The organism is Micromonospora parva (assembly GCF_000718515.1).
Taxonomy (GTDB): domain Bacteria; phylum Actinomycetota; class Actinomycetes; order Mycobacteriales; family Micromonosporaceae; genus Micromonospora; species Micromonospora parva.
This window is the reverse complement of record NZ_JNZS01000043.1, coordinates 1-26,953: the sequence shown is the minus strand read 5'-3', so window position 1 is coordinate 26,953 and position 26,953 is coordinate 1. Positions and strand designations below refer to the sequence as shown.

General features: G+C 72.0%; 26 protein-coding genes. 18 read left to right on the top strand and 8 right to left on the bottom strand.

All coding sequences use genetic code 11. From position 1 onward, the window contains the following. Positions 1 to 109: 109 nt before the first annotated feature. The gene (locus tag IF22_RS0131790; RefSeq protein WP_081884236.1) at positions 110 to 1,480 is read right to left on the bottom strand and encodes a serine/threonine-protein kinase; all 1,371 of its coding nucleotides are present in this window, start codon (positions 1,478 to 1,480) and stop codon (positions 110 to 112) included. Between the two features lie 538 nt (positions 1,481 to 2,018). Here IF22_RS0131790 and IF22_RS0131785 point away from each other — a divergent pair. From IF22_RS0131785 to IF22_RS0131740, 10 genes are all read left to right on the top strand, one after another. Continuing rightward, the gene (locus IF22_RS0131785; protein WP_030338050.1) at positions 2,019 to 2,648 is read left to right on the top strand and encodes an RNA polymerase sigma factor; all 630 of its coding nucleotides are present in this window, start codon (positions 2,019 to 2,021) and stop codon (positions 2,646 to 2,648) included. A 16-nt stretch (positions 2,649 to 2,664) separates the two neighbouring features. Further along, positions 2,665 to 3,483, top strand: coding sequence for a hypothetical protein (locus IF22_RS0131780; protein ID WP_051708910.1), 819 nt, complete (start codon positions 2,665 to 2,667; stop codon positions 3,481 to 3,483). Positions 3,484 to 3,638: 155 nt separating this feature from the next. Beyond that, positions 3,639 to 4,874 carry an ergothioneine biosynthesis glutamate--cysteine ligase EgtA gene (egtA, locus tag IF22_RS0131775; RefSeq protein ID WP_030338048.1) on the top strand — a complete coding sequence of 412 codons (1,236 nt, stop codon included), beginning with the start codon at positions 3,639 to 3,641 and terminating at the stop codon, positions 4,872 to 4,874. An 80-nt stretch (positions 4,875 to 4,954) separates the two neighbouring features. Continuing rightward, complete coding sequence (gene egtB / locus IF22_RS0131770; protein WP_030338047.1) at positions 4,955 to 6,301, top strand: ergothioneine biosynthesis protein EgtB; 1,347 nt, start codon at positions 4,955 to 4,957, stop codon at positions 6,299 to 6,301. Positions 6,302 to 6,344: 43 nt separating this feature from the next. Further along, complete coding sequence (gene egtC / locus IF22_RS0131765; protein ID WP_030338046.1) at positions 6,345 to 7,121, top strand: ergothioneine biosynthesis protein EgtC; 777 nt, start codon at positions 6,345 to 6,347, stop codon at positions 7,119 to 7,121. 20 nt (positions 7,122 to 7,141) lie between these two features. Next, the gene (egtD, locus tag IF22_RS0131760; protein WP_030338045.1) at positions 7,142 to 8,107 is read left to right on the top strand and encodes an L-histidine N(alpha)-methyltransferase; all 966 of its coding nucleotides are present in this window, start codon (positions 7,142 to 7,144) and stop codon (positions 8,105 to 8,107) included. A gap of 217 nt (positions 8,108 to 8,324) precedes the next feature. Beyond that, a complete protein-coding gene (locus IF22_RS0131755) occupies positions 8,325 to 8,912 on the top strand; it encodes a TMEM165/GDT1 family protein (protein WP_030338044.1) in 588 nt (195 codons plus the stop codon). A 39-nt stretch (positions 8,913 to 8,951) separates the two neighbouring features. Further along, the gene (locus tag IF22_RS0131750) at positions 8,952 to 9,314 is read left to right on the top strand and encodes a DUF1622 domain-containing protein (protein ID WP_051708909.1); all 363 of its coding nucleotides are present in this window, start codon (positions 8,952 to 8,954) and stop codon (positions 9,312 to 9,314) included. Next, positions 9,311 to 9,634, top strand: a complete 324-nt coding sequence (locus IF22_RS0131745) for a hypothetical protein (protein WP_156058029.1) — start codon at positions 9,311 to 9,313, stop codon at positions 9,632 to 9,634. The genes IF22_RS0131750 and IF22_RS0131745 overlap by 4 nt, the downstream gene beginning before the upstream one ends. A gap of 4 nt (positions 9,635 to 9,638) precedes the next feature. After that, on the top strand, positions 9,639 to 9,836 hold the full coding sequence (locus IF22_RS0131740; protein ID WP_030338041.1) for a hypothetical protein: 198 nt from the start codon (positions 9,639 to 9,641) through the stop codon (positions 9,834 to 9,836). Between the two features lie 78 nt (positions 9,837 to 9,914). Here the strand turns inward: IF22_RS0131740 and nhaA are convergent, their stop codons facing one another. Continuing rightward, positions 9,915 to 11,273 carry a Na+/H+ antiporter NhaA gene (gene nhaA / locus IF22_RS0131735; RefSeq protein ID WP_030338040.1) on the bottom strand — a complete coding sequence of 453 codons (1,359 nt, stop codon included), beginning with the start codon at positions 11,271 to 11,273 and terminating at the stop codon, positions 9,915 to 9,917. 337 nt (positions 11,274 to 11,610) lie between these two features. Between nhaA and IF22_RS0131730 the strand changes: the two genes are divergently transcribed. Beyond that, complete coding sequence (locus IF22_RS0131730; RefSeq protein ID WP_030338039.1) at positions 11,611 to 13,074, top strand: tyrosine-protein kinase domain-containing protein; 1,464 nt, start codon at positions 11,611 to 11,613, stop codon at positions 13,072 to 13,074. On the opposite strand, the gene IF22_RS0131725 is transcribed toward IF22_RS0131730, so the two are convergent. Then, positions 13,055 to 13,609 carry an arsenate reductase/protein-tyrosine-phosphatase family protein gene (locus tag IF22_RS0131725; RefSeq protein ID WP_030338038.1) on the bottom strand — a complete coding sequence of 185 codons (555 nt, stop codon included), beginning with the start codon at positions 13,607 to 13,609 and terminating at the stop codon, positions 13,055 to 13,057. The two genes, IF22_RS0131730 and IF22_RS0131725, sit on opposite strands and share 20 nt — an antisense overlap. A 168-nt stretch (positions 13,610 to 13,777) precedes the next feature. Between IF22_RS0131725 and IF22_RS0131720 the strand changes: the two genes are divergently transcribed. From IF22_RS0131720 to IF22_RS0131705, 4 genes are all read left to right on the top strand, one after another. Continuing rightward, positions 13,778 to 15,025, top strand: coding sequence for a glycosyltransferase family 4 protein (locus IF22_RS0131720; RefSeq protein ID WP_051708908.1), 1,248 nt, complete (start codon positions 13,778 to 13,780; stop codon positions 15,023 to 15,025). 104 nt (positions 15,026 to 15,129) lie between these two features. Next, positions 15,130 to 16,908 (top strand): DUF4012 domain-containing protein, encoded by a 1,779-nt coding sequence (locus IF22_RS0131715; protein ID WP_245233799.1) that lies wholly within the window; start codon positions 15,130 to 15,132, stop codon positions 16,906 to 16,908. A gap of 13 nt (positions 16,909 to 16,921) precedes the next feature. Next, the gene (locus tag IF22_RS0131710; RefSeq protein WP_030338035.1) at positions 16,922 to 17,551 is read left to right on the top strand and encodes a hypothetical protein; all 630 of its coding nucleotides are present in this window, start codon (positions 16,922 to 16,924) and stop codon (positions 17,549 to 17,551) included. A gap of 851 nt (positions 17,552 to 18,402) precedes the next feature. Further along, a complete protein-coding gene (locus tag IF22_RS0131705; protein ID WP_051708907.1) occupies positions 18,403 to 18,912 on the top strand; it encodes a hypothetical protein in 510 nt (169 codons plus the stop codon). Positions 18,913 to 18,954: 42 nt separating this feature from the next. Here IF22_RS0131705 and IF22_RS0131700 read toward each other — a convergent pair whose 3' ends face one another. Both IF22_RS0131700 and IF22_RS0131695 read right to left on the bottom strand, forming a co-directional pair. Next, complete coding sequence (locus IF22_RS0131700) at positions 18,955 to 20,394, bottom strand: MFS transporter (RefSeq protein ID WP_030338033.1); 1,440 nt, start codon at positions 20,392 to 20,394, stop codon at positions 18,955 to 18,957. 85 nt (positions 20,395 to 20,479) lie between these two features. Further along, positions 20,480 to 20,716 (bottom strand): hypothetical protein, encoded by a 237-nt coding sequence (locus IF22_RS0131695; protein WP_030338032.1) that lies wholly within the window; start codon positions 20,714 to 20,716, stop codon positions 20,480 to 20,482. 147 nt (positions 20,717 to 20,863) lie between these two features. Here IF22_RS0131695 and IF22_RS0131690 point away from each other — a divergent pair, with 147 nt between their 5' ends. After that, positions 20,864 to 22,021, top strand: a complete 1,158-nt coding sequence (locus tag IF22_RS0131690; protein ID WP_030338031.1) for a geranylgeranyl reductase family protein — start codon at positions 20,864 to 20,866, stop codon at positions 22,019 to 22,021. Position 22,022: 1 nt separating this feature from the next. Then, on the top strand, positions 22,023 to 22,283 hold the full coding sequence (locus IF22_RS0131685) for a hypothetical protein (protein ID WP_245233798.1): 261 nt from the start codon (positions 22,023 to 22,025) through the stop codon (positions 22,281 to 22,283). 57 nt (positions 22,284 to 22,340) lie between these two features. Here IF22_RS0131685 and IF22_RS0131680 read toward each other — a convergent pair whose 3' ends face one another. Beyond that, positions 22,341 to 24,131 (bottom strand): bifunctional metallophosphatase/5'-nucleotidase, encoded by a 1,791-nt coding sequence (locus IF22_RS0131680; protein ID WP_030338029.1) that lies wholly within the window; start codon positions 24,129 to 24,131, stop codon positions 22,341 to 22,343. 187 nt (positions 24,132 to 24,318) lie between these two features. On the opposite strand from IF22_RS0131680, the gene IF22_RS0131675 reads away from it, so the two are divergent. Beyond that, a complete protein-coding gene (locus tag IF22_RS0131675) occupies positions 24,319 to 25,221 on the top strand; it encodes an SDR family oxidoreductase (RefSeq protein WP_030338028.1) in 903 nt (300 codons plus the stop codon). A gap of 160 nt (positions 25,222 to 25,381) precedes the next feature. On the opposite strand, the gene IF22_RS0131670 is transcribed toward IF22_RS0131675, so the two are convergent. Together IF22_RS0131670 and IF22_RS0131665 are read right to left on the bottom strand one after the other, a co-directional pair. Continuing rightward, positions 25,382 to 26,041: a nucleotidyl transferase AbiEii/AbiGii toxin family protein gene (locus IF22_RS0131670; protein ID WP_036412771.1), complete on the bottom strand. Its 660-nt coding sequence runs from the start codon at positions 26,039 to 26,041 to the stop codon at positions 25,382 to 25,384. Continuing rightward, on the bottom strand, positions 26,038 to 26,379 hold the full coding sequence (locus IF22_RS0131665; protein WP_030338026.1) for a hypothetical protein: 342 nt from the start codon (positions 26,377 to 26,379) through the stop codon (positions 26,038 to 26,040). Before IF22_RS0131665 ends, IF22_RS0131670 begins: the two co-directional genes overlap by 4 nt. Positions 26,380 to 26,953 lie beyond the last annotated feature (574 nt).

The following is a 26,953-nucleotide window of genomic DNA, read 5'->3' as shown; positions in this document are numbered from 1 at the left end:
CAGATGGTGTAAATGGCCTGCTGAGAGCCTAGAGGCGTCTTCGGTGACGTAAGTCCGTTTTGGGGATATGGGTGCCGGTGGGACTGTGGGGACGTCGACGGCGCGTGGCTCAACCGCCGGCCGGCACCTCCGGATCGGCCGGCGCGCTCGTGGTCGTGGGCGGCGTGGTCGGCGGCGTCGGATCGGTCGGTGGCAGGCTGGTCGGTGGTGCGCTGGTCGGTGGTGCGCTGGTGACGACCGCCGTCGGCGTCGGCGAAGTGGCGGTCTGGCTCGGCTCCAGGCTCGGCGTGGCCGAGACCGAAACCGACGGCGGGTTGTTGGGTGCCCGCGTGCGGTCGGGCCGGCCAGGGTCGACGCTGGTGATCTGTTCGTTGGCCGCGGGCAGGTCCACGGGACCGCTCGGCGCGACCGTCGGCGCGGTGGTCGGCAGATGGACCGCCGGATCCTCGCCCGCGTGGCGCTGCGCGGCCAGTGCCGCGCCGAGCCCGACCAGCGCGACGAGCATGGCCGCGGCCGCACCGACCAGCGGGCCCCGCCGGCGCGCCGCCCGTGACCCGTTCGCCACCGCCGCGCCCACCGGCACGTCGGTGCGGGTGCCCGGCCCGGCGTTGCGCAGCGCGACAGGGGTGGCCATCGCCGTCGGTGGCTCGCCGTCGGTGACCGCCGTCCGAGCGGCCTCGGCCATCGCCGCGCCGCTGGTGAACCGCTCCAGCGGATCCTTGGCCAGGGCCCGCGACACCAGGGCGCGGACCGCCTCCGGGATGTCGTGCGGCAGCTCCGGCGGCTCGTCGTCCAGGTGTCGGACGGCGACCTGCAGGGGGTTGTCGCCGGTGAACGGCGGACTGCCGGTGAGGCAGCAGTAGGTGACCGCGCCCAGGGCGTAGATGTCGGTGGCGCCGCTGACCGGCCGCCCGGCCGCCTGCTCGGGAGCCATGTAGAGGGCGGTGCCCGGCACCGCGTTGGTGCTGGTGATGCTGGTGATGTCGGTGGAGCGGGCCACGCCGAAGTCGACCAGGACGACGGTGCCGTCCTCCTGCACCAGCAGATTGCTGGGCTTGACGTCGCGGTGCACGATGCCGCCGCGATGGGCCGCGTTGAGCGCTGCCGCCGCCTGGGCCACGATCGACATCGTCTCGGCCACGTCGAGCCGCCCGGCCGCCTCGATCCGCTTGGACAGGGGCTCACCGGCGACGAACTCCATGACGAGGTAGTCCGCCCGGCCGCCGTCGGGCAGGTCGTCCGCGCCGCAGTCGAAGACCTGCACGATGCCGGGGTGCCGCAGCGCCGCCATGATCCGGGCCTCGGCGCGGAACCGGGCGATGAAGTCCGGGTCGGAGACCAGCGCGGGGAGCAGAACCTTGACCGCGACCTGTCGGCCGAGGATCAGGTCGGAGGCACGCCAAACGTCGCCCATGCCGCCCGTGGCGACACGTTCGTCCAAGCGGTAGCGACCGCTGAGCACGACCTCCGATGACAACACCGCCTTACCGTACCTAGCGCGGCTCGGGCCGGCGCGCCGTGGCAGGGCCGCCGTGCGGCTGGTTCGGGTTGGCTGATTCGCTGTGACCTGTGTGGACGCTCACCCTTGGTGACGCAGCGGATATGCGGTGTCACGAAAAGCGACAAATTCCGTCGTTCAAGCCCTCAGCGGTGGCAAGAAACCGCCTCCGAACGCGGTTCGTGTTCCCTGCTCACCGGCCGTTACCGCGACGCGCCGCCCGGCAGGGCTGAGAATTGTCACTCTTCCGTGACACGACGCCGACTTGTCGCGTCGTGAGCCCCCTCCTAGCGTTAGCCCCGGCTCGGGCCCTCCCGGCTACCTCGGCGGGCAGCGCGCCGATCGACCCCCCTGGCGTCGGCCCCAAACACGCCGCCCCGACAATCGTGGTCGCGGGCACAACGAGAGCGGCGGAGGGCGGTGCGGGCGTGGTGCTGAACGGGCGGACGACTCGTACCCCGTGCCGTGCCCCGGTGCCGTTGGTCGGGCGGGGCCGCCCCGGGCGATACGTGGGCCGCGGATGACCGACGATCTGTCGGAGGTGGTGAGCGCCGCGCAGGCCGGAGACGAAGAGGCGTTCCGCTTCCTCTACCGCAGCCTCCAGCCCGGGCTGCTGCGGTACCTGACCGCCATCGTCGGGGCCGACGCCGAGGACGTCGCCTCCGAGACGTGGCTGCAGGTCTCCCGTGACCTGCCCGGCTTCACCGGGGGTGAGTTCCGGGCCTGGACGGTCACCATCGCCCGTAACCGCGCCATGGATCATCTCCGCCGGATGCGCCGCCGCCCCTCGCTCCCGGTCCCGGTGCAGGCGCTCGTCGATCTGGCCAGCGACGCGGACACCGCCGAGCGAGCCAGCGAGACGATCGGTACCGAGACCGCGCTCGCGCTGATCGCCACCCTGCCGCCCCGGGAGGCCGAAGCGGTCCTGTTGCGGGCCGTGATCGGCCTGGACGCGGGATCCGCCGGCCGGGTGCTGGGCCGCCGCGCCGGTGCCGTACGCACCGCCGCTCACCGGGGTCTACGACGGCTGGCGGTGCTGTTGGAGCGGCAGAGCCCGACCGGGTCGCCGGTCGCGAGCGAGGGGACGCAGCCGCGTGCGGGCAGCGGCCCCGCCCGGCGGGCACCGCAGGCCGAACCGGCGGACGGCTGACGTGAGGGGACTCCCGATGAACCCGTTCCGGCGGGCCGACCACGCCGACGCCGAGCGGCTGCTCGACGCGGCCCGCGCCCGGCTGGACACCGCGCCGGCCCAGCGTCACGCCGCCACGCCCGCGGACGCGACCGCGCCGGAGGCGTACGCCACCGGCCCGAACGTGCCCCCGGCCGAGCCGGTGGCCGCGTTGCTCGCCGCTGCTGCCGGGCCGGTCCGTGCGGGCGAGCTGGCCGGGGAGGAGGCCGCGCTGGCCGCGTTCCGGGCCGCCCGGGCCAACCCGGCCTCAGTCGCGCCGCAGCCGACCCGTCGTCGTCGGATCCGGACCGGCGTGGTGGCCTGGATCGGCGCGGTGGCCGCCACCGCAACCGCGGGGGCCGCCTTCGCCGCGGTCACCCGGGACCGGGCACCGGACCCCGTCGCGCCGGCCCCGTCGGGCTCGTCACCGTCGCCGCAGCCGGGCACGTCCCGGTCGGACGAGTCCGGTCGGTCGGTGGCCCCGGGTGTCCCGTCGCCGGGCACGTCGTCGTCCGTCACCGCCACGCCATCGGCCAGTCCCGCCCTCACCAACCAGCTGCCCGGACTGTGCCGTGCGTGGCGGGCCAAGAAGCCCGACCAGCGGGAGAGGGCACTGCGCTCGCCGGCCTTCCACCCGTTGGTGACCGCCGCGGGCGGCCCCGCCGACGTCGAGGCGTACTGCCAGCGCCTGGTGCCGGAGACGAAGCCGTCCGAGTCGGCGAAGGTCACCCCGTCCGAGTCGGCGAAGAGCAAGCCGTCCCCGGCGGCGAAAGCCCCACCGTCACCACCGCGGCCAGGCCATCCCACCGACGGCTGAACGGTAGGCGGCCGAGACGGTTTGGTTCCGCCCTGCGCCGGAAATTCGTCTGTTAGACAGAGATTGGCGGCACGCACACCCACCGACGGTGTCGGTGGGTGGGTTTACGGTGGCGCGAAGTGCCGAAACCGGCACACGGAGAGGGGGTCCGACCCGTGGTGACGTCACCCGACCTGGACCGCAGCATCATCCTGCGCGATTCCGCAGCCGCGGTCCGACACCTCGTCCGGATCTGTTTCAAGACCGGGCCGCCCACCCACACCGGCGTCGAACTGGAATGGACCGTGCACGACGCCGCCGATCCCGCCCGCCCCGTCGACGCGACGCGGCTGCGGACGGCGTTGGGGCGGCACACCCCCACCGCGCTGGATGCCGGCAGCCCGGCCGAGCCGCTGCGAAACGGCGGCACCGTCACCCTGGAGCCGGGTGGCCAGTTGGAGATCTCCACCCCGCCCCGCCCCTCGGTCGCCGCGCTGATCAGCGCCACCGAGGCCGATATCGCCCAGGTCACCGACCTGCTGGCCGCCGCCGGGCTGATCCTGGGCCGCAGCGGCATCGATCCCCACCGACGGCCCCGCCCGGTGGTGGAAACCCCCCGCTACCGCGCGATGCGCGACACCTTCGACCGTCGTGGCCCGGCCGGCCGCACGATGATGTACAGCACCGCCGGCCTGCAGGTCTGCCTCGACGCCGGTGAGGCGGACCAGGTCGGTGACCGCTGGGCAGCGGCCCACGCGGTCGGGCCGCCACTGCTCGCGGCGTTCGCCTCCGCCGCCCGACACGCCGGGCGTCGCACCGGTTGGGCCTCCGCCCGGATGGCCGCCTGGCTGGCCATCGACCCGGCCCGGACCCGCCCGGTCTGGTCACCCGCCGGCGCCGCTGACGATCCGATCGACGCCTGGGTCAGCTATGTGCTCGCCGCACCGCTGCTGTGCCTGCGTCGGCGTGACGCCGACTGGGCCGCGCCGCCCGGCGTGACGTTCGCCGACTGGCTCGACGGCGCGTTGCCGCAGTCGCCCACCACCGATGACCTCGACTACCACGTCAGCACGCTCTTCCCGCCGGTGCGGCCGCGCGGCTACCTGGAGTTGCGCTACCTGGACGCCCAGCCCGACCGGGACTGGCGGCTGCCGTTGGCGGTGCTGACCGCCCTGTTCGACGACCCGGGCACCGTGCGCGAGGCGTCCGCGATCGCCATGCCGGTGGCGCACCGCTGGTCGGCGGCCGCCCGGCACGGTCTGGCCGACCCGGCGCTGGCCGCCGTCGCGGCGGCCCTGCTCGACCTGGCCCTGACCGCCCTACCCCGACTGGAGCTGCCGGCCAGCACCCACGACGAGATCCAACAAGGGGTACGCCGACGGCTGGCTGCCGCAGAGAGGAGAGACCAGTGAGCGCGAGGAGTGAGCCGGGGTTGCGAGCCTCGCAGTCGCGAACGGAGGGCGGCTCGGTGAGCGCGAGGAGTGAGCCGGGGTTGCGAGCCTCGCAGTCGCGAACGGAGGGCGGTGTTCACGGGGAGCGGTTGCGCGACCGCATCGCGGCGGAGTTGGCGCGGGCGCGTGCCCGTACCACCTTGTTGACCGAGGTGGTCGACGAGCGCGACCTGATGCACCAGCACTCACCGCTGATGTCACCGCTGGTCTGGGACCTGGCCCACGTGGGCAACCAGGAGGAGCTCTGGTTGGTCCGGGACGTCGGGGGCCGGGAGCCGGTCCGGTGTGACATCGACGAGTTGTACGACGCGTTCAAGCAGCCACGTCGGGACCGCCCCGCGTTGCCCCTGTTGCCGCCCGCGGAGGCGCGCGCCTATCTGGCCACCGTTCGGGACAAGGTGCACGACCTGCTCGACGCGGTGGCCTTCACCGAGCGGCCGCTGGTCGCCGACGGGTTCGCGTTCGGCATGATCGTGCAGCACGAGCAGCAGCACGACGAGACCATGCTCGCCACCCACCAGCTGCGTTCGGGGCCGGCGGTGCTGCACGCTCCGCCGCCGCCGGAGCCGTCGGCGCGGGTCGGCGGGGAGGTGCTGGTGCCGGCGGGTGAGTTCATCATGGGCACCGACACTGATCCGTGGGCGTTGGACAACGAGCGCCCGGCGCACCGGGTGGACCTCCCGGCGTACGCCATCGACGCCGCGCCGGTGACCAACGGCCAGTACGCGGCCTTCATCGCCGACGGCGGCTACACCGAGCGGCGTTGGTGGAGCCCGGCGGGTTGGGAGCATCGGGTTCGCGAGCAGCTCAGCGCGCCGATGCACTGGCGCCGCGACGGCGACGACTGGTCGTACCGGCGCTTTGGTCGGTGGGATCGGGTTCGCGCCGACGAGCCGGTGGTGCATGTGTGCTGGTACGAGGCGCAGGCGTACGCGGCGTGGGCCGGCAAGCGGTTGCCGACCGAGGCGGAGTGGGAGAAGGCCGCCCGGTGGGATCCGGCGACCGGGCGGTCCCGTCGTTACCCCTGGGGGGACGACGACCCGACCCAGGTGCACGCCAACCTCGACCAGCGTCATCTGTGGCCGGCGCCGGTGGGCGCGTACCCGGCGGGTGCGTCGCCGTTGGGTGTGCACCAACTCATCGGCGATGTGTGGGAGTGGACCTCGACGACGTTCGACGGGCACCCGGGGTTCGCGGCGTTTCCGTACCGCGAGTACTCGGAGGTCTTCTTCGGCGGCGACTACCGGGTGCTGCGCGGTGGCTCGTTCGGCACCGACCGCTCTGCCTGTCGGGGCACCTTCCGTAACTGGGACTATCCGATCCGCCGGCAGATCTTCAGCGGTTTCCGCTGCGCCCGGGACGTGCGACCGGACGAGTCGTACCGGTGAGTGGCCGCACGACCGGTGGCCCGGCGGCGGGCCGTGGGCGCTGATGTGCCGCCACCTGGCCTACCTGGGGCCGCCGGTGACCCTCGCCGAACTGTTGTTCGAGCCGCCGTACTCGTTGGTGCGGCAGTCCTGGGCGCCGCGCGACATGCGCGGCGGCGGCACGATCAATGCCGACGGGTTCGGTGTCGGCTGGTATCCGGGTGAGGGTGAGCCGGTGCGGTACCGGCGGGCGCAGCCGATCTGGAGCGACCCGACCATCGCGCAGTTGGCCGCGGTGACGCGCAGCGGCGCGGTGCTGGCGGCGGTGCGCTCGGCCACGGTGGGGATGGCGGTGCTCGACGGCGCGGCGGCGCCGTTCGCCGAGGGGCGCTGGCTGTTCAGCCACAACGGTGTGGTCCGCGGCTGGCCGGACGCCGTGGTGCCGCTCGCCACCGGTCTGCCGGTGCGTGACCTGCTCACCCTGGACGCGGCCACCGACTCGGCGCTGCTCTGGGCGTTGGTGCGGCATCGGTTGCGCGCCGGCGTCGACCCGGTGGAGGCGGTCGGGCGGACGGTGACCGACGTCGCCGCCGCCGCTGCCGGGTCGCGGCTCAACCTGCTGCTCACCGACGGGCACCGGGTGGTGGCCAGCGTGGCGGGGCACGCGTTGTCGGTCCGCGAGTCGCCGGGTTCGGTGCTGCTCGCCTCGGAGCCGCATGACGACGATCCCGGGTGGCGGCCGGTGCCGGAGGGGCACCTCGTCGTCGCCACCGCGGGCGAGGTGCGGGTACGTCCACTGCCGGCTGCGGTGCGCCGCGCCGGGCACACACGCAACGGTTGATCGAGCAGAGGAGCGAACCGATGACAGCCGAACCCCTGGAGATCTACCTCGAAGAGGGTGACCTGGAGCGGGGCCTGCGTGACGACGTTCGGGCCGGGCTGAGCGCCGGGAGGAAGTGGCTGCCGCCGAAGTGGTTCTACGACGCGCGGGGGAGCGAGCTGTTCGAGGAGATCACCCGACTTCCGGAGTACTACCCGACCCGGGCCGAGCGGGCGGTGCTGGCCGCGCACGCTGCCGACATCGCGGCGCTGACCGGGGCGAAGACGCTCATCGAGTTGGGTTCCGGTTCGTCGGAGAAGACCCGGCTGCTGTTGGACGCGTTCACCCGCCAGGGTGGGCTGGGCACGTTCGTTCCGCTGGACGTGTCGGTCAGTGCCCTGCGCGGGTCCACCGCCGAGATCGCCGCCGACTATCCCCGCCTGCGGGTCCGGGGCATCGTCGGGGACTTCACCCGGCAACTGGACCGGCTGCCCACCGGCGGTCGGCGGTTGGTGGTGTTCCTCGGCGGCACCATCGGCAACCTGTTGCCCGCCGAGCGGGCCGAGTTCCTCACGGCGATGCGCGCGGCGCTGGAGGTCGGCGACTGGCTGTTGCTCGGTACGGACCTGGTGAAGGACCCGTCGGTGATCGTGCCGGCGTACGACGACGCCGCCGGGGTCACCGCCGAGTTCAACCGCAACGTGCTGCACGTGATCAACCGCGAGTTGGGCGCCGACTTCGACCCGGGCGCGTTCGAGCACGTCGCGGTCTGGGATTCCGACAATGAGTGGATCGAGATGCGGTTGCGGGCGACCCGGCCGATGAACGTGCGGGTGCTGGGGCTGACCGTCGACTTCGCGGCGGGGGAGGAGCTGCGGACCGAGGTCTCGGCGAAGTTCCGCCGGGAGGGGATCGCCGCCGAGTTGACCGCGGCCGGCTTCGGCACGGCGGAGTTCTGGACCGACCCGGACGCGCTCTTCGGCGTCACGCTGGCGCGGGCGCGGTGAGCCTGTTCACCCGACCCGGTCGGGCCGGAGGGTGATCCGCTAGGCTGACCACGCGAAGGGGAGTAGCCCCCAATGTCGTGGTCGACATACTGGTGCGTTCCGCATCCGGCCACGCGGCCCCGGTTCTCCCGGGGCGGGCGAGACCTTCGACTCAGGCTGTTGCAGCCGGGTCGAGGGCGCCCCTGTACCTCCTCCCGGCGTGAACGGGAAGGACGTCATGGAGGGATTCTTCGCCGCGCTGGTCGTCAGCTTCGGCGTCATCTTCGTCGCCGAGCTGGGGGACAAGTCCCAGCTGATGGCGCTGACCTTCGCCACGCGGTTCAAACCGATCCCGGTGCTGATCGGCATCACGGTGGCGACAGCTGTGGTGCACCTGGCGTCGGTCGCCATCGGCGCGGGTCTCGGGGCGGTGCTGCCCACCGAGTGGATCTCCCTGGTGGCCGGCGTGGCGTTCCTCGGGTTCGGTGCGTGGACGCTACGCGGGGACAAGCTCACCGAGGAGGAGAAGCGCAAGGCCGAGAAGACCAACAAGACCGCGCTGGTGGCGGTGTCGGTGGCGTTCTTCCTCGCCGAGCTGGGCGACAAGACGATGCTGGCCACGATCACGCTCGCCACCAAGTACGGCTGGTTCGGTGTCTGGCTCGGCTCGACGATCGGCATGGTGGCCGCGGACGCGCTGGCCATCCTGGTCGGCCGGATGCTCGGTCGGCGGCTGCCGGAGAAGACCATCAAGTACGGCGCCGCGATCCTCTTCGCCATCTCCGGTCTCTGGCTGATCCTGGAGGCGGTGAACGAGCTGACCTGAGCGCCGACTAGCTGCCCCGTGGGCGGGTAACGGCCCGGGGTGGACCCGGCCGAGTTGTTGCGCCAGGGCGACCAGGTGCTGGTTGCGGTGGTGGAGGTGGCCGGCGCGCTGGTGATCTTCGTTGGCGCGGTGTGGGCGGCGGTGCGGTTCGTGGTCGAGGGGCTGCGACACCGCACCGCCGCCCGCTTCACGCCGATCCGACTCTCGCTGGGTCGGTTTCTGACCCTCGGCCTGGAGTTCCAGCTGGCGGCCGACGTGCTGCGCACGGCGGTGTCCCCGTCGTTCGCGCAGATCGGCCAACTGGCCGCGATCGCGACGATCCGAACGGCGTTGAACTACTTCCTGGGCCGGGAGATCCGCCAGGAGCAGCGTCAGGTGGCTGAGGGCGAGCAGCGGCGGTGACGGGCGTCCTGGTCACAGCGGTCACCGCGCTGGCGCTGGTCGCTGGCGTGGTCACCGCGCTCAGCGCCCGCGCGCTGCGCAGCGGCGTGCGCGTCCTGCTGGACCTGCTCACCGCGGCCGGCCTGCTGCGGCTCGCCGGTGATCCGGGTTGGAACGGGCTGGCCGGCGCGGTGGCGATCATCGCCCTGCGTCAGCTGCTCGGGGCGGCGCTGAGCAGGCCAGCACCGTGGTCCGGCCGACAATCCCCGGCCCGCTGCGCCGACGACGATCACCACCTACCGTTGGCGTCGACAGGTGAAATCGGTAAATCGGGAGGATGACCAGATGGGTCGGCACGACGAACCGAACGAGTACGGCTTCGCCGGCGGTGCCACCGCTCCGGAGCCGCAGCCCGGCGGGAAGCCCGACGAGCAGGACCGCGCCGAGGCGGTGGCGGTGCCGGGCGACGACCTCACCGGGCCGACCGCCGAAGCGTTGGCCGAGGAGACCGAGGACCTGCCCCCCGCCGACCGTCGCCACTGAGCGCCGGCCCCGGGCCGCCGGCGCGGCGACGAGCCCATGCTCGTCAGGCCGCGCCGTGCGCACCCCGGGGCGGGCGGTTCAGTGGGCGTCGGGGTGCTGGTAGACGTCGGGTACGCCATCCCCGTCGGCGTCCATCCGCTCGCGTTGCGCCACCCTCCGGTACGTCGCGTTGCGGCGGCTGAGCACCGTGGCGGCCAGCCCGGCGGAGATCACCGAGCCGAGCAGTACGGCGACCTTGACCCGATCGTCGGCGGTGCTGCCCGCCCCGAAGGCCAGGTCGCCGATGAGCAGCGAGACGGTGAACCCGACGCCGGCCAGCAGGGCGATCCCGAGCAGGTCGGTCCAGGTGATGTCCTCGTCGAGTTCGGCGCGGGTGAACCGCGCCAGCAGGTACGTCGACCCGAAGATGCCGATGCTCTTGCCGAACACCAGCCCGGCGACGATGGCGATCACGATCGGGTCGCGCAACAGGGCACCCAGGTCGGTGCCGCGCACTGTGACCCCGGCGGCGAACAGGGCGAAGATCGGCACCGCGAGGCCGGCCGACACCGGCCGCCAGCGATGCTCCAGGCGCGCGGCGAGGCCACCCTGGTCCGCTCCCGCGTCGGCGGTGGCCGGCTGGCCGCCGCCGCGCGGTCGGCGGGCGAGCACCGGGACGGTGAAGCCGAGCAGGACGCCGGCCACCGTGGCGTGCACGCCCGAGGCGTGCATCAGGGTCCAGGCGGCGACCGCGAGGGGGATCAGTGCCCACCACCAGGTACGCCCCCGCTGCACCAGCACCGCGAAGAGCGCGATCGGCGCCAACGCGGCGAGCAGCGCGAGAGGTTGGAAGTCGGCGGTGTAGAAGATCGCGATGATGGTGATCGCGAACAGGTCGTCGACCACCGCGAGGGTGAGCAGGAATGCGCGCAGGCCCTGCGGCAGATGTGAGCTGACCACGGCGAGCACGGCGAGCGCGAAAGCGATGTCGGTGGCGGTCGGAATGGCCCATCCGCGCAGGCCGTCGCCGCCCGCGCTCAGCACCACCGCCACGTAGATCAGCGCCGGCAGCAGCATTCCGCCGAGTGCGGCCGCCACCGGCAGCGCGGCCCGGCGCGGGTCGCGCAGTTCCCCGGCGACGAACTCCCGTTTGAGTTCCAGGCCCACCACGAAGAAGAAGATGGCCAGCAGGCCGTCCGCCGCCCAGGTGGCCACGTCCAGGTCGAGGTGCCAGGGGGCGCCCGGCCAGGGCACGGCATGGCTGAGCCGGGTGTACGAGTCGGACCACGGGGAGTTGGCCCAGATCAGCGCGAGCACGGCGCCGGCCAGCAGCAGCGCGCCACCGACGGTTTCGGTGCGGAGCACGTCGGCCAGGTGCCGGGCCTCCGGCCAGGACGACCGGGAGAACAGCCGGGTCTTCGGCGGGCGTGGCCCCGATGGCGGGGTGTGGGAGGTCATCTGCGGGCTCACCTAGGGGAGTCGGGACGGCAAAAATCCACTCGCCGACCAGACTTCCCGGCACACCGTTGTCAACCCTATCCGGCGCCTCGGGCGGGGCGACGGCCGGGCCGATCGGCTGCCGTCCGATCGGCCGGCGACTTTTTCCCGGTTGTCGCCGCTGCCGAATGGGTGTTTGTCGGGTTGGTCAAGCGGGCGCGCATCACGTCACCGGAAAATGCATAACTCCGGACATAAGCCGTATGAGCCGCTTTAATGGTTTCACGAGTTTAGAGACGACCTTGGGGGTTTTCGTGAAGTTCTTTGGCGTAACCGGACCGACACGGAGGCGCTCCTGATGGACCTGCTCCGCCAATTGCGCCACGTGCGTCGGCACTGGTGGGTCGCACTGGTCACGGTCATGGTGGCCCTCGGCGTCTCGGCGTTCGTGACCGTACGGGCCCAACCCCGGTACGTCGCCTCGGTGACCTTCTTCGTCACCACCCCCAACTCGGGCGTCACCGACGCCTACCAGGGCGGGCTCTTCCTGCAACAGCGCGTCAAGTCGTACGCCGACCTGCTCAGCAGCGACCGGCTGGCGCAGAGCGTGGTGGCCGAAACTCCGGTCGGCCTCACCGCCGACGAGGTGCAGCGCCGGGTGAGCACCTCCACCGAGACCGGCACCGTCCTGCTGCGGGCATCGGTCACCGACACCGACCAGACCCGCGCGTTGCGGGTGACGGAGAGCCTCGCCAGCAAGTTCGTCGAACTCGTCCAGAAGGTCGAGACGACGCCGGAGGGCAAGGCACCCATCAAGATCGAGGTGGTGAGTGGCCCGCGGGTCAGCGCCAACCCCGTCTCGCCGCAACCGGTGCGCAACCTCACCCTCGGTGGTCTGATCGGCCTGATCCTCGGCATCGGCCTGGCGATCCTGCGCGGCGTCGCCGACGTCCGACTGCGCGACGCCGCCGGACTGCAACGCGCCACCGGCAGCCCGCTGCTCGGTGAGATCCCGTTCGAGGCCAACGCCCGCAGCGCCCCGCTCATCGTGGGCGACGCCGCGACCTCGGCGCGGGCCGAGGCGGTCCGCAAGCTGCGCACCAACCTGCGTTTCGTGGACGTCCACGAGCCGGCCCGGGTCATCGCGGTGACCAGCGCCCTGCAGGGCGAGGGCAAGACCACGCTCTCCTGCAACCTGGCCATCGCGCTGGCCGAGGCGGGCTGGCGGGTGCTGCTGGTCGATGCGGATCTGCGCCGACCGAAGGTCGACGACTACCTGGGCCTCGACGCCGGCGTCGGCCTCACCGACGTGCTGGTGGGCGACGTGAAGGTGGGCGACGTCGTGCAGCGCTGGGGAGACAAGTCGCTGTTGGTACTGCCCAGCGGGTCCGCCCCGCCGAACCCGAGCGAGCTGCTCGGCTCGAAGGCCATGTCGGACCTGCTGCTGGCGCTGCGCGAGTCGGCGGACATCGTGATCATCGACACCGCGCCGCTGCTCGCCGTGACCGACGGCGTGGTGGTGGCCGTGCAGGCCGATGGCGCGCTGTTGGTGACCCAGCAGGGCCGTACCTCACGCACCCAGGTCGCCGCGGCGGCCCGGTCACTGCACTCGGTCTCGGTCCGGCTGCTCGGCTGTGTGCTGAACATGGCCAAGGTGGCCAAGGCTGAGGCTTACCAGTACGAGGCCTACCGGGTGGTCGCCTCGGCGACCGGAGCCTCGGTGCCGGCCGACCGGGCCGCGTCCGGCCGGCACAGCGAGACCATCACCGGGGTCAACGGCGTCGCCGACCACACCCAGGAACTCACCCGGCTGCCCCGATGAGCGCGGCGAGGGGTCGCAGCGACCGTTCGATCTCCTCGGCGCAGAGTCGGAAGTCGGCGGCGGTGCCGCCGATCGGGTCCCGAAGGTCGTCCGCGTCCGGGGCGGCCGGTTGCAGCCGGCCCCGGGCCTGGGCGGCGGCGGCGATCGCCGCCCGCAGCGGGTCGTCGGCCGACCCGGCGGGCGGCTCGGCCGCGGCGGCCAGCCGTCCGAACTGGCGCAGCGTGAACGTCCGGTGCAGCGCTCCCGGCGCCAACGCGGTGCAGACCGAGCGTTGGCGCCGGGTCGCGGTCAGCACGAGCGTCGCGTCGACCAGGTACTCGGGGCGCAGCACCCGGGTCCGGAACGCCGCCGGGTCCGCGCCGCTCTCGGTCGCGACCTCCATGGCGTACGGGTGCATGGCCAACCCGTCGATCGCGTCGGTGCCGGCGCTGGCCACCTCGACGGGTCGGTCGGTCAGCAGCCGACGGGCCAGGTACTCGGCCATTGGCGACCGGCACAGGTTGGCGTGGCAGACGAACAACACGCGATCAGGCATCGGTGCCCCTCTCATCGGTGCGGACGCGGGCGCGCACACCGCGAGGGCGGTGCGTCGACGTCGGTGGCCGCGCAAGGAGGGGTTGTCGGCATCGTACGCGGGCCGCACGCCCACCGGCTGTGCTGCCGCGCCGGCCGACGTCGATCCGCCGCGGACGGGGGTGAACCGGTGAAGATCGGCATCCTGTCGTACCACTTTCCGCCCGAGCCGGCGTTCATCCCTGGGAGCCTCGCCGAGGAGTTGGCCGCGCGGGGGCACGAGGTACGGGTCCTGACCGGCTTTCCGGACTACCCCGGCGGGCACGTCTATCCGGGCTGGCGGCAGCGGTGGTACCACGAGACGCACAGCCAACGGCTCAGTGTCCGACGGGTGCCCCGCTACCCAGGGGGCGCCGCGTCGGTCGGGGGCCGGATGGCCAGCTACCTCTCCTTCGCCGGCAGCGCGGGCCTGGTCGCCCGCCGGTTCCTCGGCGACATCGACGCGCTCTACGTCTTCCAGCTGCCGGCGACGACGTTCGCCGCCGCCGGGGTGCTCCGGTTGCTGGGCCGGGTGCCGGCGGTGCTGCACGTGCAGGACGTCTGGGCTCGCGACGGCGTCGACGAGCGGGGCGAGGGGCGCTGGGCGGCGCGGCTGGGCGCCACGATGACCCGGGTCTACCGGACCGCGGCGCGCATCGCGGTCGCCGCGCCGTCGATGCGGGACCTGGTGGTCGCCGCCGGCGCCGACCCGGACCGGGTCCGGATGGTGCTGAACTGGACCGACGAGCGGATCTTCCATCCGGCGACGCCCGGCGCGGCGGCCCGCCAACTGGTCCGCCGCGACGGTCGGTGCGTGGTGATGCACGCCGGGACCATCGGGGCACGGCAGGGGTTGGAAACCGCGGTCCGGGCGGCCGCGGCGCTGGACCGGACGATGGATCTGGTCCTGGTCGGTTCGGGTGCGCAGGAGCGGCGGGTGCGGGGGCTCGCCGCCGAGCTGGGCGCGGAGAACGTGCGCTTCCTGGAGCGGCGCTCGCCGGTCGACATGCCCGAGCTGTACGCCGCCGCCGACTACCAACTGGTCATGTTGCGTGACCTTCCGGAGCTGCGGGGCACCGTGCCCGGCAAGCTCCAGGCCGCGCTCTCCTGTGCCGCGCCGGTGATCGCGTCGGCCGGTGGGGACACCGCCGAGCTGGTCGAGCGGGCGCGGGCCGGGTTGTCCTGCCCGCCGGAGGACTGGGCGGCGCTGGCCGACCGGTTCTGGTTGGCCGCCACCATTCCGCCGCCGACCCGTACCGAGATGGGGCGTCGAGGGCGGGCCGCGTACCTGCGGGAGATGGCGCTGCCCGCCGGCGTGGACCAGATCGAACGGCTGTTGCACGAGGCGGCCGGGCGGGTCGCGCCCAGCCAGCCGGTAAGTACGAAGAAGACTCATTAAAAGGGCAACAACCGTGATAAGGGTACGAAATTCCCTAAGGCGTGCTAAGAACGTCAGGGAATCGACCTTCTGTCCGGTTCCGTGAACAGGAGTGTGGTGTGACGGTGAGCGATCGACCGACCCGGCGACGGAGCCGGTCCCGGCGTCGTCGGCGTGCCCGACTGCGCCGGGCCCTTCTCGGCGTCCTGGTAGTCGGCTCGCTGCTGCTGGCGACCGGCGGATGGATCGGCTTCCGCGGTTGGCAGGCGCGCGCCCACCTGCTCAACGCCGCCGGACTGGCCCGGGAGTTGAGCGCCCAGGTGGTCGGTGGGGACAGTGCCCGGGCGCTGCGGACCCTCGCCGCGCTCCAGGAGCAGGCCGGTGCGGCCCGCGCCGCGACCACCGACCCGAGCTGGCAACTCGGCCGCCGTACGCCGATCGCCGGCGACGACCTCGACGCCGTCCGCCGGATCGCCATCGCCATCGACGACCTGGCCCGGCAGGCGTTCCCGACCCTGCTCCGCACGGACCTGACCAGCCTGGTGCCGACCGGCGGCCGGCTGGACCTGGCCCGGCTCACCACCGTCTCCGGCGAGCTGACCCGGGTGAACGAGTCGGTGCAGCGCACCCGCCGGGATCTGGCCGCGGTGCCCGCCGACCGGCTGGTCAGCCAGATTCGGCAGGCGCTGACCGACCTGCGTGACGAGATCGGCCGGCTGGCCAGCCTCACCACGGCCGCCGACCAGGGAGCCCGTCTGTTGCCGCCGCTGCTCGGCGCGAACGGCCCTCGTCGCTACCTGCTCGTCTCGCAGAACCTCGCCGAACTCCGCGCGACCGGCGGCATGTTCGGCGCGTACGCGATGATCGAGGCCGAGAACGGCGCAGTGAAGATGGGCAAGCAGGGCAGCAGCGCCTCGCTCGGTCGGTTCGTCCCGGCGTTGAAGGTGCCCACCGAAACCCGCGCCCTCTGGACCGACCTGCCCGGCATCTACCCCGCCGACGTCAACCTGTCTCCGCACTTCCCGACCGCCGCCACGCTGTACCGCGAGATGTTCCGCCGCAAGACCGGCACCACAGTCGACGGCGTGCTCGCCGTCGACCCGGTGGTGCTGTCCTATCTGCTCAAGGCGACCGGCCCGGTGCTCGTGCCCGGTGGTGTGCCGCTCGCCAGCGAGAAGGTCGTGCAGACGCTGCTCAACGACAGCTACCAGCGGCTGGACCTGAAACAGCAGGACGAGTTCTTCGCGGCGTCGGCGGCAGCGGTCTTCGACGCCTTTTTCAAGAAGAATGTCAACCCGAAGGTGTTGTTGTCCGCATTTGACCGTGCTATCACGGAACGCCGGATATTGTTCTGGAGTGCCCGACCTGAGGAGCAGCGGACATTCGGCGACAGCCGGATGGCCGGAACGCTCCCGGAGCAGGACACCGTGCCAACTGTCGGCGTGTTCCTCAACGACGGCAGCGGCGCGAAGCTCGGCTACTACCTGCGGCCGACGGCGAACCTGACGGTCGGCGAATGCCGGCCCGACGGCCGCCGCGAGCTCCGGCTGCGGGTGACCCTCCGCTCGACGGCGCCGAAGTCCGGACTCACCGAGTCGGTCCTCGGCCTCGGCCTGGCAGGCGATCCGTACACCGCACGCACGTTGGTGTCGATCTTCAGCCCGGCCGGTGGAGCGGTGCTCGAGGCCCGGCTCGACGGGGTCGAGACGGCACTTGGCAGCGGCACCGAACGCCGCCGCCAGGTGGCGACGGCCAGCGTGGACGTCGGCCCCGGTGCCGAACGGGCGCTGGAGGTCACCGTGCTGACCGCCAAGACCGGCGTCGGGCAGGCCGAGCTGTGGCTGACCCCCACCGCCAGCCCCTGGACCACCCAAGTTCATTCCGCACCAAGCTGTGACCAGTAGGAGGGAACCAATCATGCGGCTATCCCGCATCATCATGGCGCTCACGGTCGGCCTGGCCGTGGTGGCCGTGCCGACGGCAGCGGGGGCGGCACAGCCGCAGCCGACGCCCAGCGCGACCACTGACCCGCCCCAGCCGCCGCCGTACCCGCCGGCAGCCGCTTCGCTGACCGTCAACCGGCCGACGATCTTCCTCGGCGAGACGGTGTTGTTGACCGGCACCGGCTTCGGCCCGAACGAGACGGTCGACATCTCCGTGACGGTGACCCCGCTGGCCGCACCGGCCGGCGGTCAGGCTCCGGCTCGCCGGAGCGACGGCAGCACCGTGGCCATGACCCCGGTGGCGTACCAGGCGAGCGCGCCCCTGAACTTCACGGCGTTCACCAACGCCCAGGGTCGCTTCACCAAGAGCTACAAGCCGTCGGTGACAGGTCTGCTGACCTTCACCGCCACCGGTCGGGAGTCCGGCCGGACCGCCAGCACCGAGCTGCGGGTGTTGCACAAGAAGCAGCCGCTGCCCGTCACGGGTGACAGCCTCGGCACACCCATGAAGCTCGGCGGCGGCCTGGTCGGCGCCGGAGCGGTCATGCTCCTGCTGACCCTGGCCTGGCGTCGCCGCCAGCGCTTCGGTGGTGCGGCGCACTGATCAACCCCACCGGGCTGCGCCCGGATCGCACGGAAGCTGGCGCCCGTCGGAACACTCCGACGGGCGCCAGCCCGTCCAGAAAAACCCCGCCACCTGGTACGGCTCCCGACCTCCGCGTTGTCCGGCGCGACTCCCGACCTCGGCCTCGTCTGGTGCGGGTCGTGCCCTCGGCCGGGTCTGGCACGGGTCGTGCCCTCGGCTGGGTCTGGCACGGGTCGTGCCCTCGGCTGGGTCTGGCGCGGGTCGTGATCTCGGCCTGGTCTGGTGCGGGTTGTGATCTCGGCCTGGTCTGGTGCGGGTTGTGACCTCTGCGCCGCCAGGTACGGCTCCCGGCGAGACGGGAGGCGGTCCGCCGGGGAGGCGCTGATGATGGCGTTCTGCCCCAAGGGTCGGCGTGTCCGCTTTGCACCAGCCCGACCGTGCCGCCCGGCTCGCCGGCGGGTCGTTCCCGATGGGGGTGGTGTGTCGGGTTGTGGGTGTTTGTGGGTGGTGGCCGGGCGCACGCGCAGGCGGGAATCGTGGCCGGGCCGGGGTCGTTACACATCCTGACGATCACAGCACCACCTCCCGCCGCCCGGTTTCACGGGCGCGGGATCCGAGGTCCGGCAGGGTGGAATGCCCGCCGGCACCCGGTCGTTATGACCCCCACGATCGACCGCAGGCACCGCCGTGATGGGGGTGCCGACAGGTTGGGCCACCCGGAATGACCCCGGCCCCCCGGTCGTTATGGTCCCCGCGATCGACCGCAGGCACCGCCTCCCCGTGGCTGCCGACGGGCTGGGCCACCCCGGAATGACCCCGGCCGCCCGGTCGTTGTGACCCCCACGATCGACCGCAGGCATCGCCTCCCCGTGGGTGCCGACGGGTCGGGCCACCCCCGGAATGACCCCGGCCCCCCGCTCGCAGGCCGCCGGCCCGCCGCGGTGGCGGTGCAGGCGCCGAAGCCGCAGGGCGACCAGTCGCACATCACCCTCAACGACGAGCAGACGGCCAACGTCAAGGCGATCATCGCCGCGACGAAGAAGGCCGGCCTGCCCGAGCGCGCCGCGGTGATCTCGATCGCGACGAGCCTGCAGGAGTCCAAGCTGGAAAACCTGGGCCACCTCGGCGACAAGAACGACCATGACTCGCTGGGCCTGTTCCAGCAGCGCCCGTCCAGTGGTTGGGGTACCCCGGAGCAGATCACCGACCCCGAGTACTCCACGACCGCGTTCCTCAAGGGCCTCAAGCAGGTCGACGGGTGGCAGGACATGCCACTGACCGTGGCCGCGCAGACCGTGCAGGTCTCGGCGTACCCGGACGCCTACGCCCAGTGGGAGCAGCAGGCCACCGACCTCGTCGCCCAGCACTGGAACAGCTGACCACCAGCACACCCGCACCACCGGGCCAGCGGCGTACCCCGGTCAGTTCTTGTGGTTGTGGTTGCGCCAGATGTCGATCAGCGCGGCGATCAGCGCGAGCACGATGATGCCGGTAGCCAGCATGAGGGACTGTTCGAAGGCGGTGGTCCAGTCGCCGCGGCTGTCGGCCAACGACGAGAAGAACAGTGAGCCGACGGCGGCGATGCCGGCCGCCGCGCCGATCCGCTGACCGGTCTGGAGCATGCCCGCGCCGCTGCCCGCCTGATCTACCGGCACTTCGGAGAGGGTGATCGTCTGGTTGGGGGCGATCACGAGTCCGCTGCCGATGCCGGCGACGAGCAGCGGGCCGGCGGTGACCCACGGTGCCGGGGCGTGCGGTGCGAGGTGCAGCGCGATGACCGTCGCGGCCAGCCCGACCACCACGGTGAGCAGGCCGATGGCGACCAGTGGTCGGCCGAAGCGGTTGACGATGCGGCCACCGAGTACGGCGGCGGCGGCCGAACCCAGGGCGAAGGGGGTGATGGCCAGGCCGGCGACGAGGGCGCTGTAGCCGAGACCCATCTGCAGGAACAGGGTGAAGATGAAGAAGATCGCGGTGAACCCGCCGAAGTAGACGAGCGCCAGGATCGAGCCCAGGGTGTACGACTGGAGGTTGAACAGTCGAAGGTCGAACAGGGGTTGGTTGCGGCGCGCGTACCGTCGTTCCCAGAGCCCGAAGGCGACCAGCACCGCCAGGCCGGCCGGGATGAGCGCCCACTTCCAGGGGGTGCGCCACTGCTGTTCCTGCACCAGTGGCAGCAGGACCAGCACCACGCCGATGCCGAGCAGCAGGACGCCGACGGGGTCGAGTCGACGCCAGCCGGGTTGACCGGTGGGCCGACCGGGCAGCAACCGCCAGCCGAGGATCACCGCGAGAACACCGACGGGCACGTTGACGAAGAAGACCCAGCGCCAGCCGTGCTCCTCGCCGCCGACGGCGATGAGCAACCCGCCGAGTAGCGGCCCGACGGCGGTGGAGATGCCGATGGTGGCGCCGAGCAGCCCGAACGGGCGGGCGCGTTCGGGCCCCCGGAACAGCTGCTGGATCAGCCCGATGACCTGCGGGTTGACGACGCCGGCCGCGGCGCCCTGCAGCAGTCGGGTGATGACCAGCCAGGTGGGGGAGGTGGCGAGGCCGGCGAGCGCGCTGGTGATGGTGAACAGCGCGATGCCGAAGACGAACGCGTTGCGCCGCCCGCGGGCGTCGCCGAAGCGGCCGGCGGGCACCAGCGCCAGGCCGAAGGTGAGCGCGTACCCGGAGAGAACCCACTGCAGGTCGCTCGGTGAGGCGTGCAACGCCCGGTCGATGGACGGCACCGCGACGTTGACGATGCTCACGTCGAGCAGGGTCATGAACGCGGCGACGAGTCCGACGCCGACGGCCTGCCAGCGTCGTCGGTTCTCGGCCGGGGTGACCGGCTGCGGCGGCTGCGCCGCGTTCATCGTGCCCCCCGTCGGCCCTTGGTCACGCATGGTTGACCGCTACCCGGGTCGGCGGGGGGCGAACCGTGCCGGCTGGTTCCGTGGGTCACGCCATCTGGCGGGCGCAGAACCGGGGGCCGAAGTCGAGGCCGGCCATCGGTGAGTCCTCGCGGTGCAGCAGGCCCTTCTCGGTGAGCAGGTGCAGGGGGCTGCTCACCTGTTCCTCGGTGAGTCCGGATTCCTCGGCGATCAGGTCCGGGTAGGGCACCTGCCCGCGTGCCTCAAGGGTGGTGACCGCCTGGTACACCCGTTGCTCGGCCTCCGACAGTGGCACCTGCTGCATGGTTCCTCCTTCGCTCGGCCGCCACTGCGGTGGCGGTTGCCGTGCGCCGGTTACCCCCTCGGTGACCGAAGATGCGCACCCGATCGGGCGGTCGCGACGGCGGGCGGGTCGGCCGGTCGCGCGTCGGTGGTGCCCTAGGCTGCTTCCGTGATCGTTTGGGACCTCGTCGTTGTCGGCGCTGGCCCCGCCGGGCTGTCCGCGGCGCACGCCGCCGCCCGTGCGGGCGTTTCCACACTTGTTGTCGAGCGGGCCGCGCACCCGCGGTACAAGACCTGCGGTGGTGGTCTGATCGGCACCTCGCTGGCGGCCGTCGAGGGTCGGATCGAGGTGCCCGCGCACGACCGGGTGGACCGGGTGACGTTCACCCGCGACGGCGGACGGGAGTTCACTCGCCGCAACGACAGTCCGGTGGTGACGATGGTGCGCCGCGAGGAGTTCGACGACCGGCTGCGGGCCGCGGCGGTCGCCGCCGGGGCCGAGATGCGGGAGCGGGTCGCGGTCCGCGCTATCGAGCAGGACCCTGATGGGGTACGCCTGCGGCTGGCCGACGGTACGACGATCGCGGCTCGTGCCGTGATCGGGGCGGACGGCTCGTCGGGGGTGACCGGCCGGCATGTCGGGGTTCGGTACCAGCAGGTGGATCTGGGTCTGGAGGTGGAGCTTCCAGTGCCGCCCGTCGAGCAGGAGCGGTGGCGGGGTCGGCTGCTGCTGGACTGGGGTGCCATGCCGGGCTCGTACGCCTGGGTCTTTCCCAAGGGTGACCGGCTGACCGTCGGTGTGATCGCCGGTCGCGGCGCGGGGGAGGGGACCCGTGAATACCTGCGGCGGTTCGTCGACCGGTTGGGTCTGACCGGGTTGCCGGCGGAGCACGACTCCGGTCACCTGACCCGGTGCCGTGCGGAGGATTCACCGTTGCGCAACGGCCGGGTGCTGGTCGTGGGGGACGCGGCGGGGCTGTTGGAGCCGTGGAGCCGGGAGGGCATCAGCTTCGCGTTGCGGTCCGGTGCGTTGGCCGGGGCGGCGGTCGCGGGCGGTGATCTGGCGGGGTACGAGCGGGCGGTGGCCGAGCGTCTGCTGCCGGAGATGCGGGCGGGGTTCCGGCTGCTCGACGTGTTCACCCGCCGCCCGGATGTGTTCCACGCCCTGTTGGCGACCCCGCCGGGCTGGCGGATGTTCGTGCAGTTCTGCCAGGGTCGGGCGAGCTTCGACGAGATGCTGCGCCGCCGCCCCATCCGGGCAGCCCTCGCGGTGCTGGATCGGTTACCCGCCCCCCGCCGGGCACCCGCTATTCACCCAGGATCCTAGGATGCCCTATGCGACGTGCGCCCCGCCACTGGTGTCCAACGGGCTGGGCGTCGGACAATCGCAGGGGAGTCAGGAGGTGCCGATGACCGAGCAGCCGTTCACCGACGACGAGTACGCGTTCCTGCGCCACGTACGGTTCGGGCAGTTGCCGCTCGCCGCCCGCCCCGATCAGCGGGTCGAGCTGACCGAAACCGAGTCACGAAGCGATCGGCCCGACGTGTGGGACGACCCGGTCCACTGGGACCTGCGCCACGCCGGCTGACAACGCACAACGGGCCGCGGGTGTCGCCACCCACGGCCCGTCGATGCTGCGCTGAGGTCAGAAGACCGGCACGCCCTCGCGTACCAGCCGCCAGTTGGGCTGGAAGAAGTCGGCCGGGTCGATCGTCCCCTTGGCCTGCGCCCAGTCGATGAGCAGCTGGCGGATCTCCTGCTGCGCGTTGTAGACCTGGGTCTTCACGATGCCGGGGAAGTTGCCGCCGCCGCTGCGCCGGTAGTTGTTCACCGCCACCACGAACTGGGCGTTGTCGGCCACCGGCGTGTCGGTGCCGGCCAGCACCAGGCGGGTGATGCGCTGCCCGACCGGCTTGGAGATGTCGATGTCGTAGTCGACGCCGGAGAAGACGTCGTAGTTGTAGTCCGGCACGGCCGGGTCACTGATCTGCTCCGGGTCGACCGGCGCGCCCGGCGCCAGGGTGCGGAAGTACTTCGCCGAGTACTCCAGGTACGCGCGCACCTCGGCCCCGCTGAGCACCACCGCCTCGAGGGTGTTGTCGTACACGTACAGGCCGGCCACGTCGCGAATCTTGACGTCGCCGGCGGGGAAGACGGCCGTGCGGCTGAACGGCGCCGCGATCGACAGCACCGGCAGGTCCGCGTACGCGGTGCCGGCCAGCGCCGCGCCGACCACCTCGGTCTGCACGTGGTTGATGAAGTCCAGGATGGGCGTGTCCTTGTACCGCGACTCGGCCGCCGACAGCTCCACCGTCGACTGCGCGACCACCTGGTTGACGTACGCGATGGTCTTCTGGTGTTGGGCCCGCACGGCCGCGAGCACCTTCGGGTCCTCGACCACCGTGTTGGTGTTCAGCATGGTGGCGGCCTTCTTGGTGATCGTCCACCGACCACGCTCGCGGGCCAGGGTGAAGTCCATGCGGGTGAGCCGCTGGCCCCACTTCGACGGCTCGGAGAGCAGCACCTGCGCGCCGGTCCGCTCGTTGGTGACGAACCGCTCGACCACCTCGTTGTGCGCGTGGCCGAAGAGGATCGCGTCGATTCCCGGCACCTGCTGGGCGATCAGCGCCACCGGGTTCTCGTTCGGCAGCTCCGGGCCGTAGCTGGAGGTGCCGCTGTCACCGCCGTGCGCGGAGATCAGCACCAGGTCCGCGCCGCGGGCCCGCATGATCGGCACCCACTTCGCGGCGGTCGCGATCATGTCGTCGAAGCGCAGCTTGCCCTCGACGTTGCCCTTGTCCCAGATGGCCACGCCGGGGTTGGTCAGCCCCAGGATGCCGACGCGCAGGGTCGGCGCGGCGAAACCGAGGGAGACCTTCTTGATGACGTACGGCAGGAAGGACGGCTTGCCGGTCTTCGCGTTGACGGCGTTCGCGGCGAGCGCGGGGAAGCCGAGCTGGCGGATCCACAGGTCCAGCAGCGGCAGACCGTAGTTGAACTCGTGGTTGCCCAGGGTCACCGCGTCGTAGTCGATGACGTTCATCGCCCGGGCCATCGGGTGCTTCTCCCCGGTGGCGGTGATCGGCTCCTGCTTGGCGTAGTACGTCGCGAGGGGCGTGCCCTGAATCGTGTCGCCGGCGTCGAGCACGAGCGTCGCCTTGCCGCGCCGCTCCCGACGGATCTGGTTGATCAGGGTCGCCAGCTTCGCAACACCGATGTCGTTCTGCTTGCTGTCGTCGTACTCGGCGTCGCGGTAGTAATCCCAGTTGTAGACGTTGCCGTGCGTGTCCGACGTGCCCAGGAGGGTGAGGTCCCAGGTGCGCGGCCGGGCCGGGCCGGCCGCCTGCGCGGGCGCGGCGGCGATCAGCGGGGTGGTCGCCGCCGCCGCCGCGGCGACGAGCACCTGGCGGCGCGACGGGCCGGATCCAGAGGTCATGACGTGCCTTTCCATGGGGGTGGACGCGCCTCGTGAGCGCCTTGCGCACCATAACCAGCAGCTGACACTCCCGCCACGCCAGCCCCGACAGCTGCAACGGTTTCCGCAGGCCGACGCAGGGTAGGGCCATCACGACGACATTCGCGGGAGAGCCCCACCTCCCGCGCGCGACGAGGAGATGGCAGCAGTGAGCGAGGACCAGCACACCCAGCAGGACCCGACCAGCCAGTACGGCCAGCAGTCCGGCCAACCCGCACAGCAGCAGTCGGCGCCGGGCGCGACCGCGGAGATGACCCCCAAGCCGGACCACGGGGAGGAGTCGTACCGGGGCAGCGGCAAACTCGACGGCAAGCGGGCACTGATCACCGGCGGTGACTCCGGGATCGGCCGGGCGGTCGCGATCGCCTTCGCCCGGGAGGGCGCGGACGTCCTCATCTCCTACCTTGGCGAGGAGGAGGACGCCGACGCCCGGGAGACCGTCCGGCTGATCGAGGCCGCCGGGCGCCGAGGCATCGCGGTACGTGGCGACATCACCGACGAGGCGCACTGCCAGGAACTGGTCGACCGGGCGGTGCGGGACCTGGGTGGCCTCGACATCCTGGTCAACAACGCGGCGTACCAGATGTCGCAGGACAAGGGCATCCTCGGGATCAGCACCGAGCAGTTCGACCGGGTGTTCAAGACCAACCTGTACGCGATGTTCTGGCTCTGCAAGGCCGCCATCCCGCACCTGGCCGAAGGGGCGGCGATCATCAACACGTCGTCGATCCAGGCGTTCGACCCGTCGCCGCAGTTGCTGGACTACGCCACCACGAAGGCGGGGATCGCCGACTTCACCAAGGCCCTCGCCGCCGACCTGGCCGAGCAGGGCATCCGGGTCAACGCTGTCGCTCCCGGTCCGGTGTGGACGCCGCTGATCCCGGCCACCATGCCGAAGGAGAAGGTGGAACAGTTCGGCACCGACACCCCCGAGGGACGCCCCGGGCAGCCGGCCGAGCTGGCACCCGCGTACGTCTTCTTCGCCTCGCAGGAGTCGAGCTACGTCACCGGCGAGATCCTGGGCGTCACCGGCGGTCGACCGACCAAGTGATGACCCACCCGGGTGGGCGTCGTGCGGGCGCCCACCCGGCGCTGTGGTGTGCCGGGGCCACCGGCCGTGCTGGCTCAGTGCCCCGCACGCTCCCGCGAACCGGCTCATCGGGCGTGGTCGGGTGGTGCGCACCGATGGTGCGGTGCGGTCGGGCGTGGGGTTAACGCGGCCAGCTGGCGAAGCGTTGTCGAATCTCGGCGACCTCGGCGGCGCCCAGGCCGTACCGGCCGAAGCGCTGGTCGGAGAGCCGGTCCAGGTAGCGGCCAGCGGCGCGGACGTCGTCCGGGTCCAGCGCGGGATCGACCTGACGGGCCAGCACCAACAGCTCGGTAACGTCATAGTGGTCGAGAGCCGCGGCCACGTCGATGAAGTCGCGAACCTCCCGCCGGTTGACCAACGCCGCGATCTTGTTCGCCACCAGGTCACGGACGTCCATCACCGGGCCGAGGTCCATCACCACCGGGCTCTGCTGGCGGTCCAACCGGGCCAGGCTGAGCCGGATCTGCCGTCCGTCGCGGCTCACCACGAAGTCCTTCATGTCCTGCTCGTACCCGTCGAACAGCTCGGCCAGCTCACTGTCCGGGTCGGCGTCAGTGACGAGGAACCCGGCCCGCTCCAGAGCCACGCGCACCCCGGCGGACGCCGCCGCCGCGGCACCCTCCACGTCCGCGAAGAGGTCGACGTCCTCCGTCGGTCGGGCGACCAGACCGTGCGCCGCCCACGCCACCCCACCACCCAGCACGAACCGGTACGGCCCGGCGGCGGACAGCGCCACCCGGGCCACCTCCCGGTAGAACTCGTGCAGATGCGGTTCGGTCACGCCGTACGCAGGCCGCGGTGCCGGCTCTCCCACGCCTGGCGTACGCCCCGAGGCAGGTTGAGCAGTCGCCACACCCGGCGCAACGTCCGCCCGTTGATCAGGGAGCGCAGATCCTCGGCCCGGGTGGTCTCGCGAAGCACGTTCTCGTACATCCAGAGCAGCTGGTCGGGGTCGCCGAGGTCGAAGGTGCGCTCGGCGTTCCACATCAGCCGCACCGGCAGCTCCACCACACCCCGAGTGGGACCGGCCAGCTCGGCGAGCGTCCGCGCCACCACAGCGGGACGACCCGGGCGGGCCAGAAACGCCACGCCGGTCGCGGTGGGGGAGACGGCCTGCATGGTGTCAGGGTAACGCCCACCCGGGCCGGTGTCGCTCAGGCTGATCCCATCGCGCTATCGCAGACGAACCCACCCGACCTTGCTCGCCGCGATGTTTGTCCGGTTATGCGCCAGCCGAGGTCGTCAGACGATGCGTGATCGACTCGGGTTTCATGAAGTCGGGGTGTCCTGGCGTCCCGGATGCCCCGGTTTCCGGGAACCCGAGTGGATCACGGGCGTGCGGGCCGGTTCGGTGCCGTGGGGCCGTGGTTGTGTGGGTGGTGTGTCGGGTTGTGGGTGTTTGTGGGTGGTGGCCGGGCGCACGCGCAGGCGGGAATCGTGGCCGGGCCGGGGACGATCGACCGCAGGCACCGCTGTGATGGGGGTGCCGGCAGGTTGGGCCACCGGGGAATGACCCCGGCCGCCCGGTCGTTACACCTGGACCCCGGCGCCACGAGCCCCCGCGCCCGTGAAGTCGCCGACCCCTGAGACTTTTCCCGTTTGTTTGTGCAGCGCCGGACGAGGTGCTCACACCCCGCCGCCGTTCCCCCCTTTGGCGGTTCGGGTGTTCCTACCCCCGAAGGAGCTACCCCCA

Bases quoted from the DNA above. Each gene is read 5' to 3' on its own strand.
- IF22_RS0131740 (WP_030338041.1), top strand. From the start codon at position 9,639: ATGGGTCGGCACGACGAACCGAACGAGTACGGCTTCGCCGGCGGTGCC.
- IF22_RS0131780 (WP_051708910.1), top strand. From the start codon at position 2,665: ATGAACCCGTTCCGGCGGGCCGACCACGCCGACGCCGAGCGGCTGCTC.
- IF22_RS0131710 (WP_030338035.1), top strand. From the start codon at position 16,922: ATGCGGCTATCCCGCATCATCATGGCGCTCACGGTCGGCCTGGCCGTG.
- IF22_RS0131695 (WP_030338032.1), bottom strand. From the start codon at position 20,716: ATGCAGCAGGTGCCACTGTCGGAGGCCGAGCAACGGGTGTACCAGGCG.
- IF22_RS0131685 (WP_245233798.1), top strand. From the start codon at position 22,023: ATGCCCTATGCGACGTGCGCCCCGCCACTGGTGTCCAACGGGCTGGGC.
- IF22_RS0131680 (WP_030338029.1), bottom strand. From the start codon at position 24,131: ATGACCTCTGGATCCGGCCCGTCGCGCCGCCAGGTGCTCGTCGCCGCG.
- IF22_RS0131665 (WP_030338026.1), bottom strand. From the start codon at position 26,379: ATGCAGGCCGTCTCCCCCACCGCGACCGGCGTGGCGTTTCTGGCCCGC.
- egtC (WP_030338046.1), top strand. From the start codon at position 6,345: ATGTGCCGCCACCTGGCCTACCTGGGGCCGCCGGTGACCCTCGCCGAA.
- IF22_RS0131725 (WP_030338038.1), bottom strand. From the start codon at position 13,609: ATGCCTGATCGCGTGTTGTTCGTCTGCCACGCCAACCTGTGCCGGTCG.
- IF22_RS0131785 (WP_030338050.1), top strand. From the start codon at position 2,019: ATGACCGACGATCTGTCGGAGGTGGTGAGCGCCGCGCAGGCCGGAGAC.
- IF22_RS0131755 (WP_030338044.1), top strand. From the start codon at position 8,325: ATGGAGGGATTCTTCGCCGCGCTGGTCGTCAGCTTCGGCGTCATCTTC.
- nhaA (WP_030338040.1), bottom strand. From the start codon at position 11,273: ATGACCTCCCACACCCCGCCATCGGGGCCACGCCCGCCGAAGACCCGG.
- IF22_RS0131730 (WP_030338039.1), top strand. From the start codon at position 11,611: ATGGACCTGCTCCGCCAATTGCGCCACGTGCGTCGGCACTGGTGGGTC.
- egtD (WP_030338045.1), top strand. From the start codon at position 7,142: ATGACAGCCGAACCCCTGGAGATCTACCTCGAAGAGGGTGACCTGGAG.
- IF22_RS0131700 (WP_030338033.1), bottom strand. From the start codon at position 20,394: ATGAACGCGGCGCAGCCGCCGCAGCCGGTCACCCCGGCCGAGAACCGA.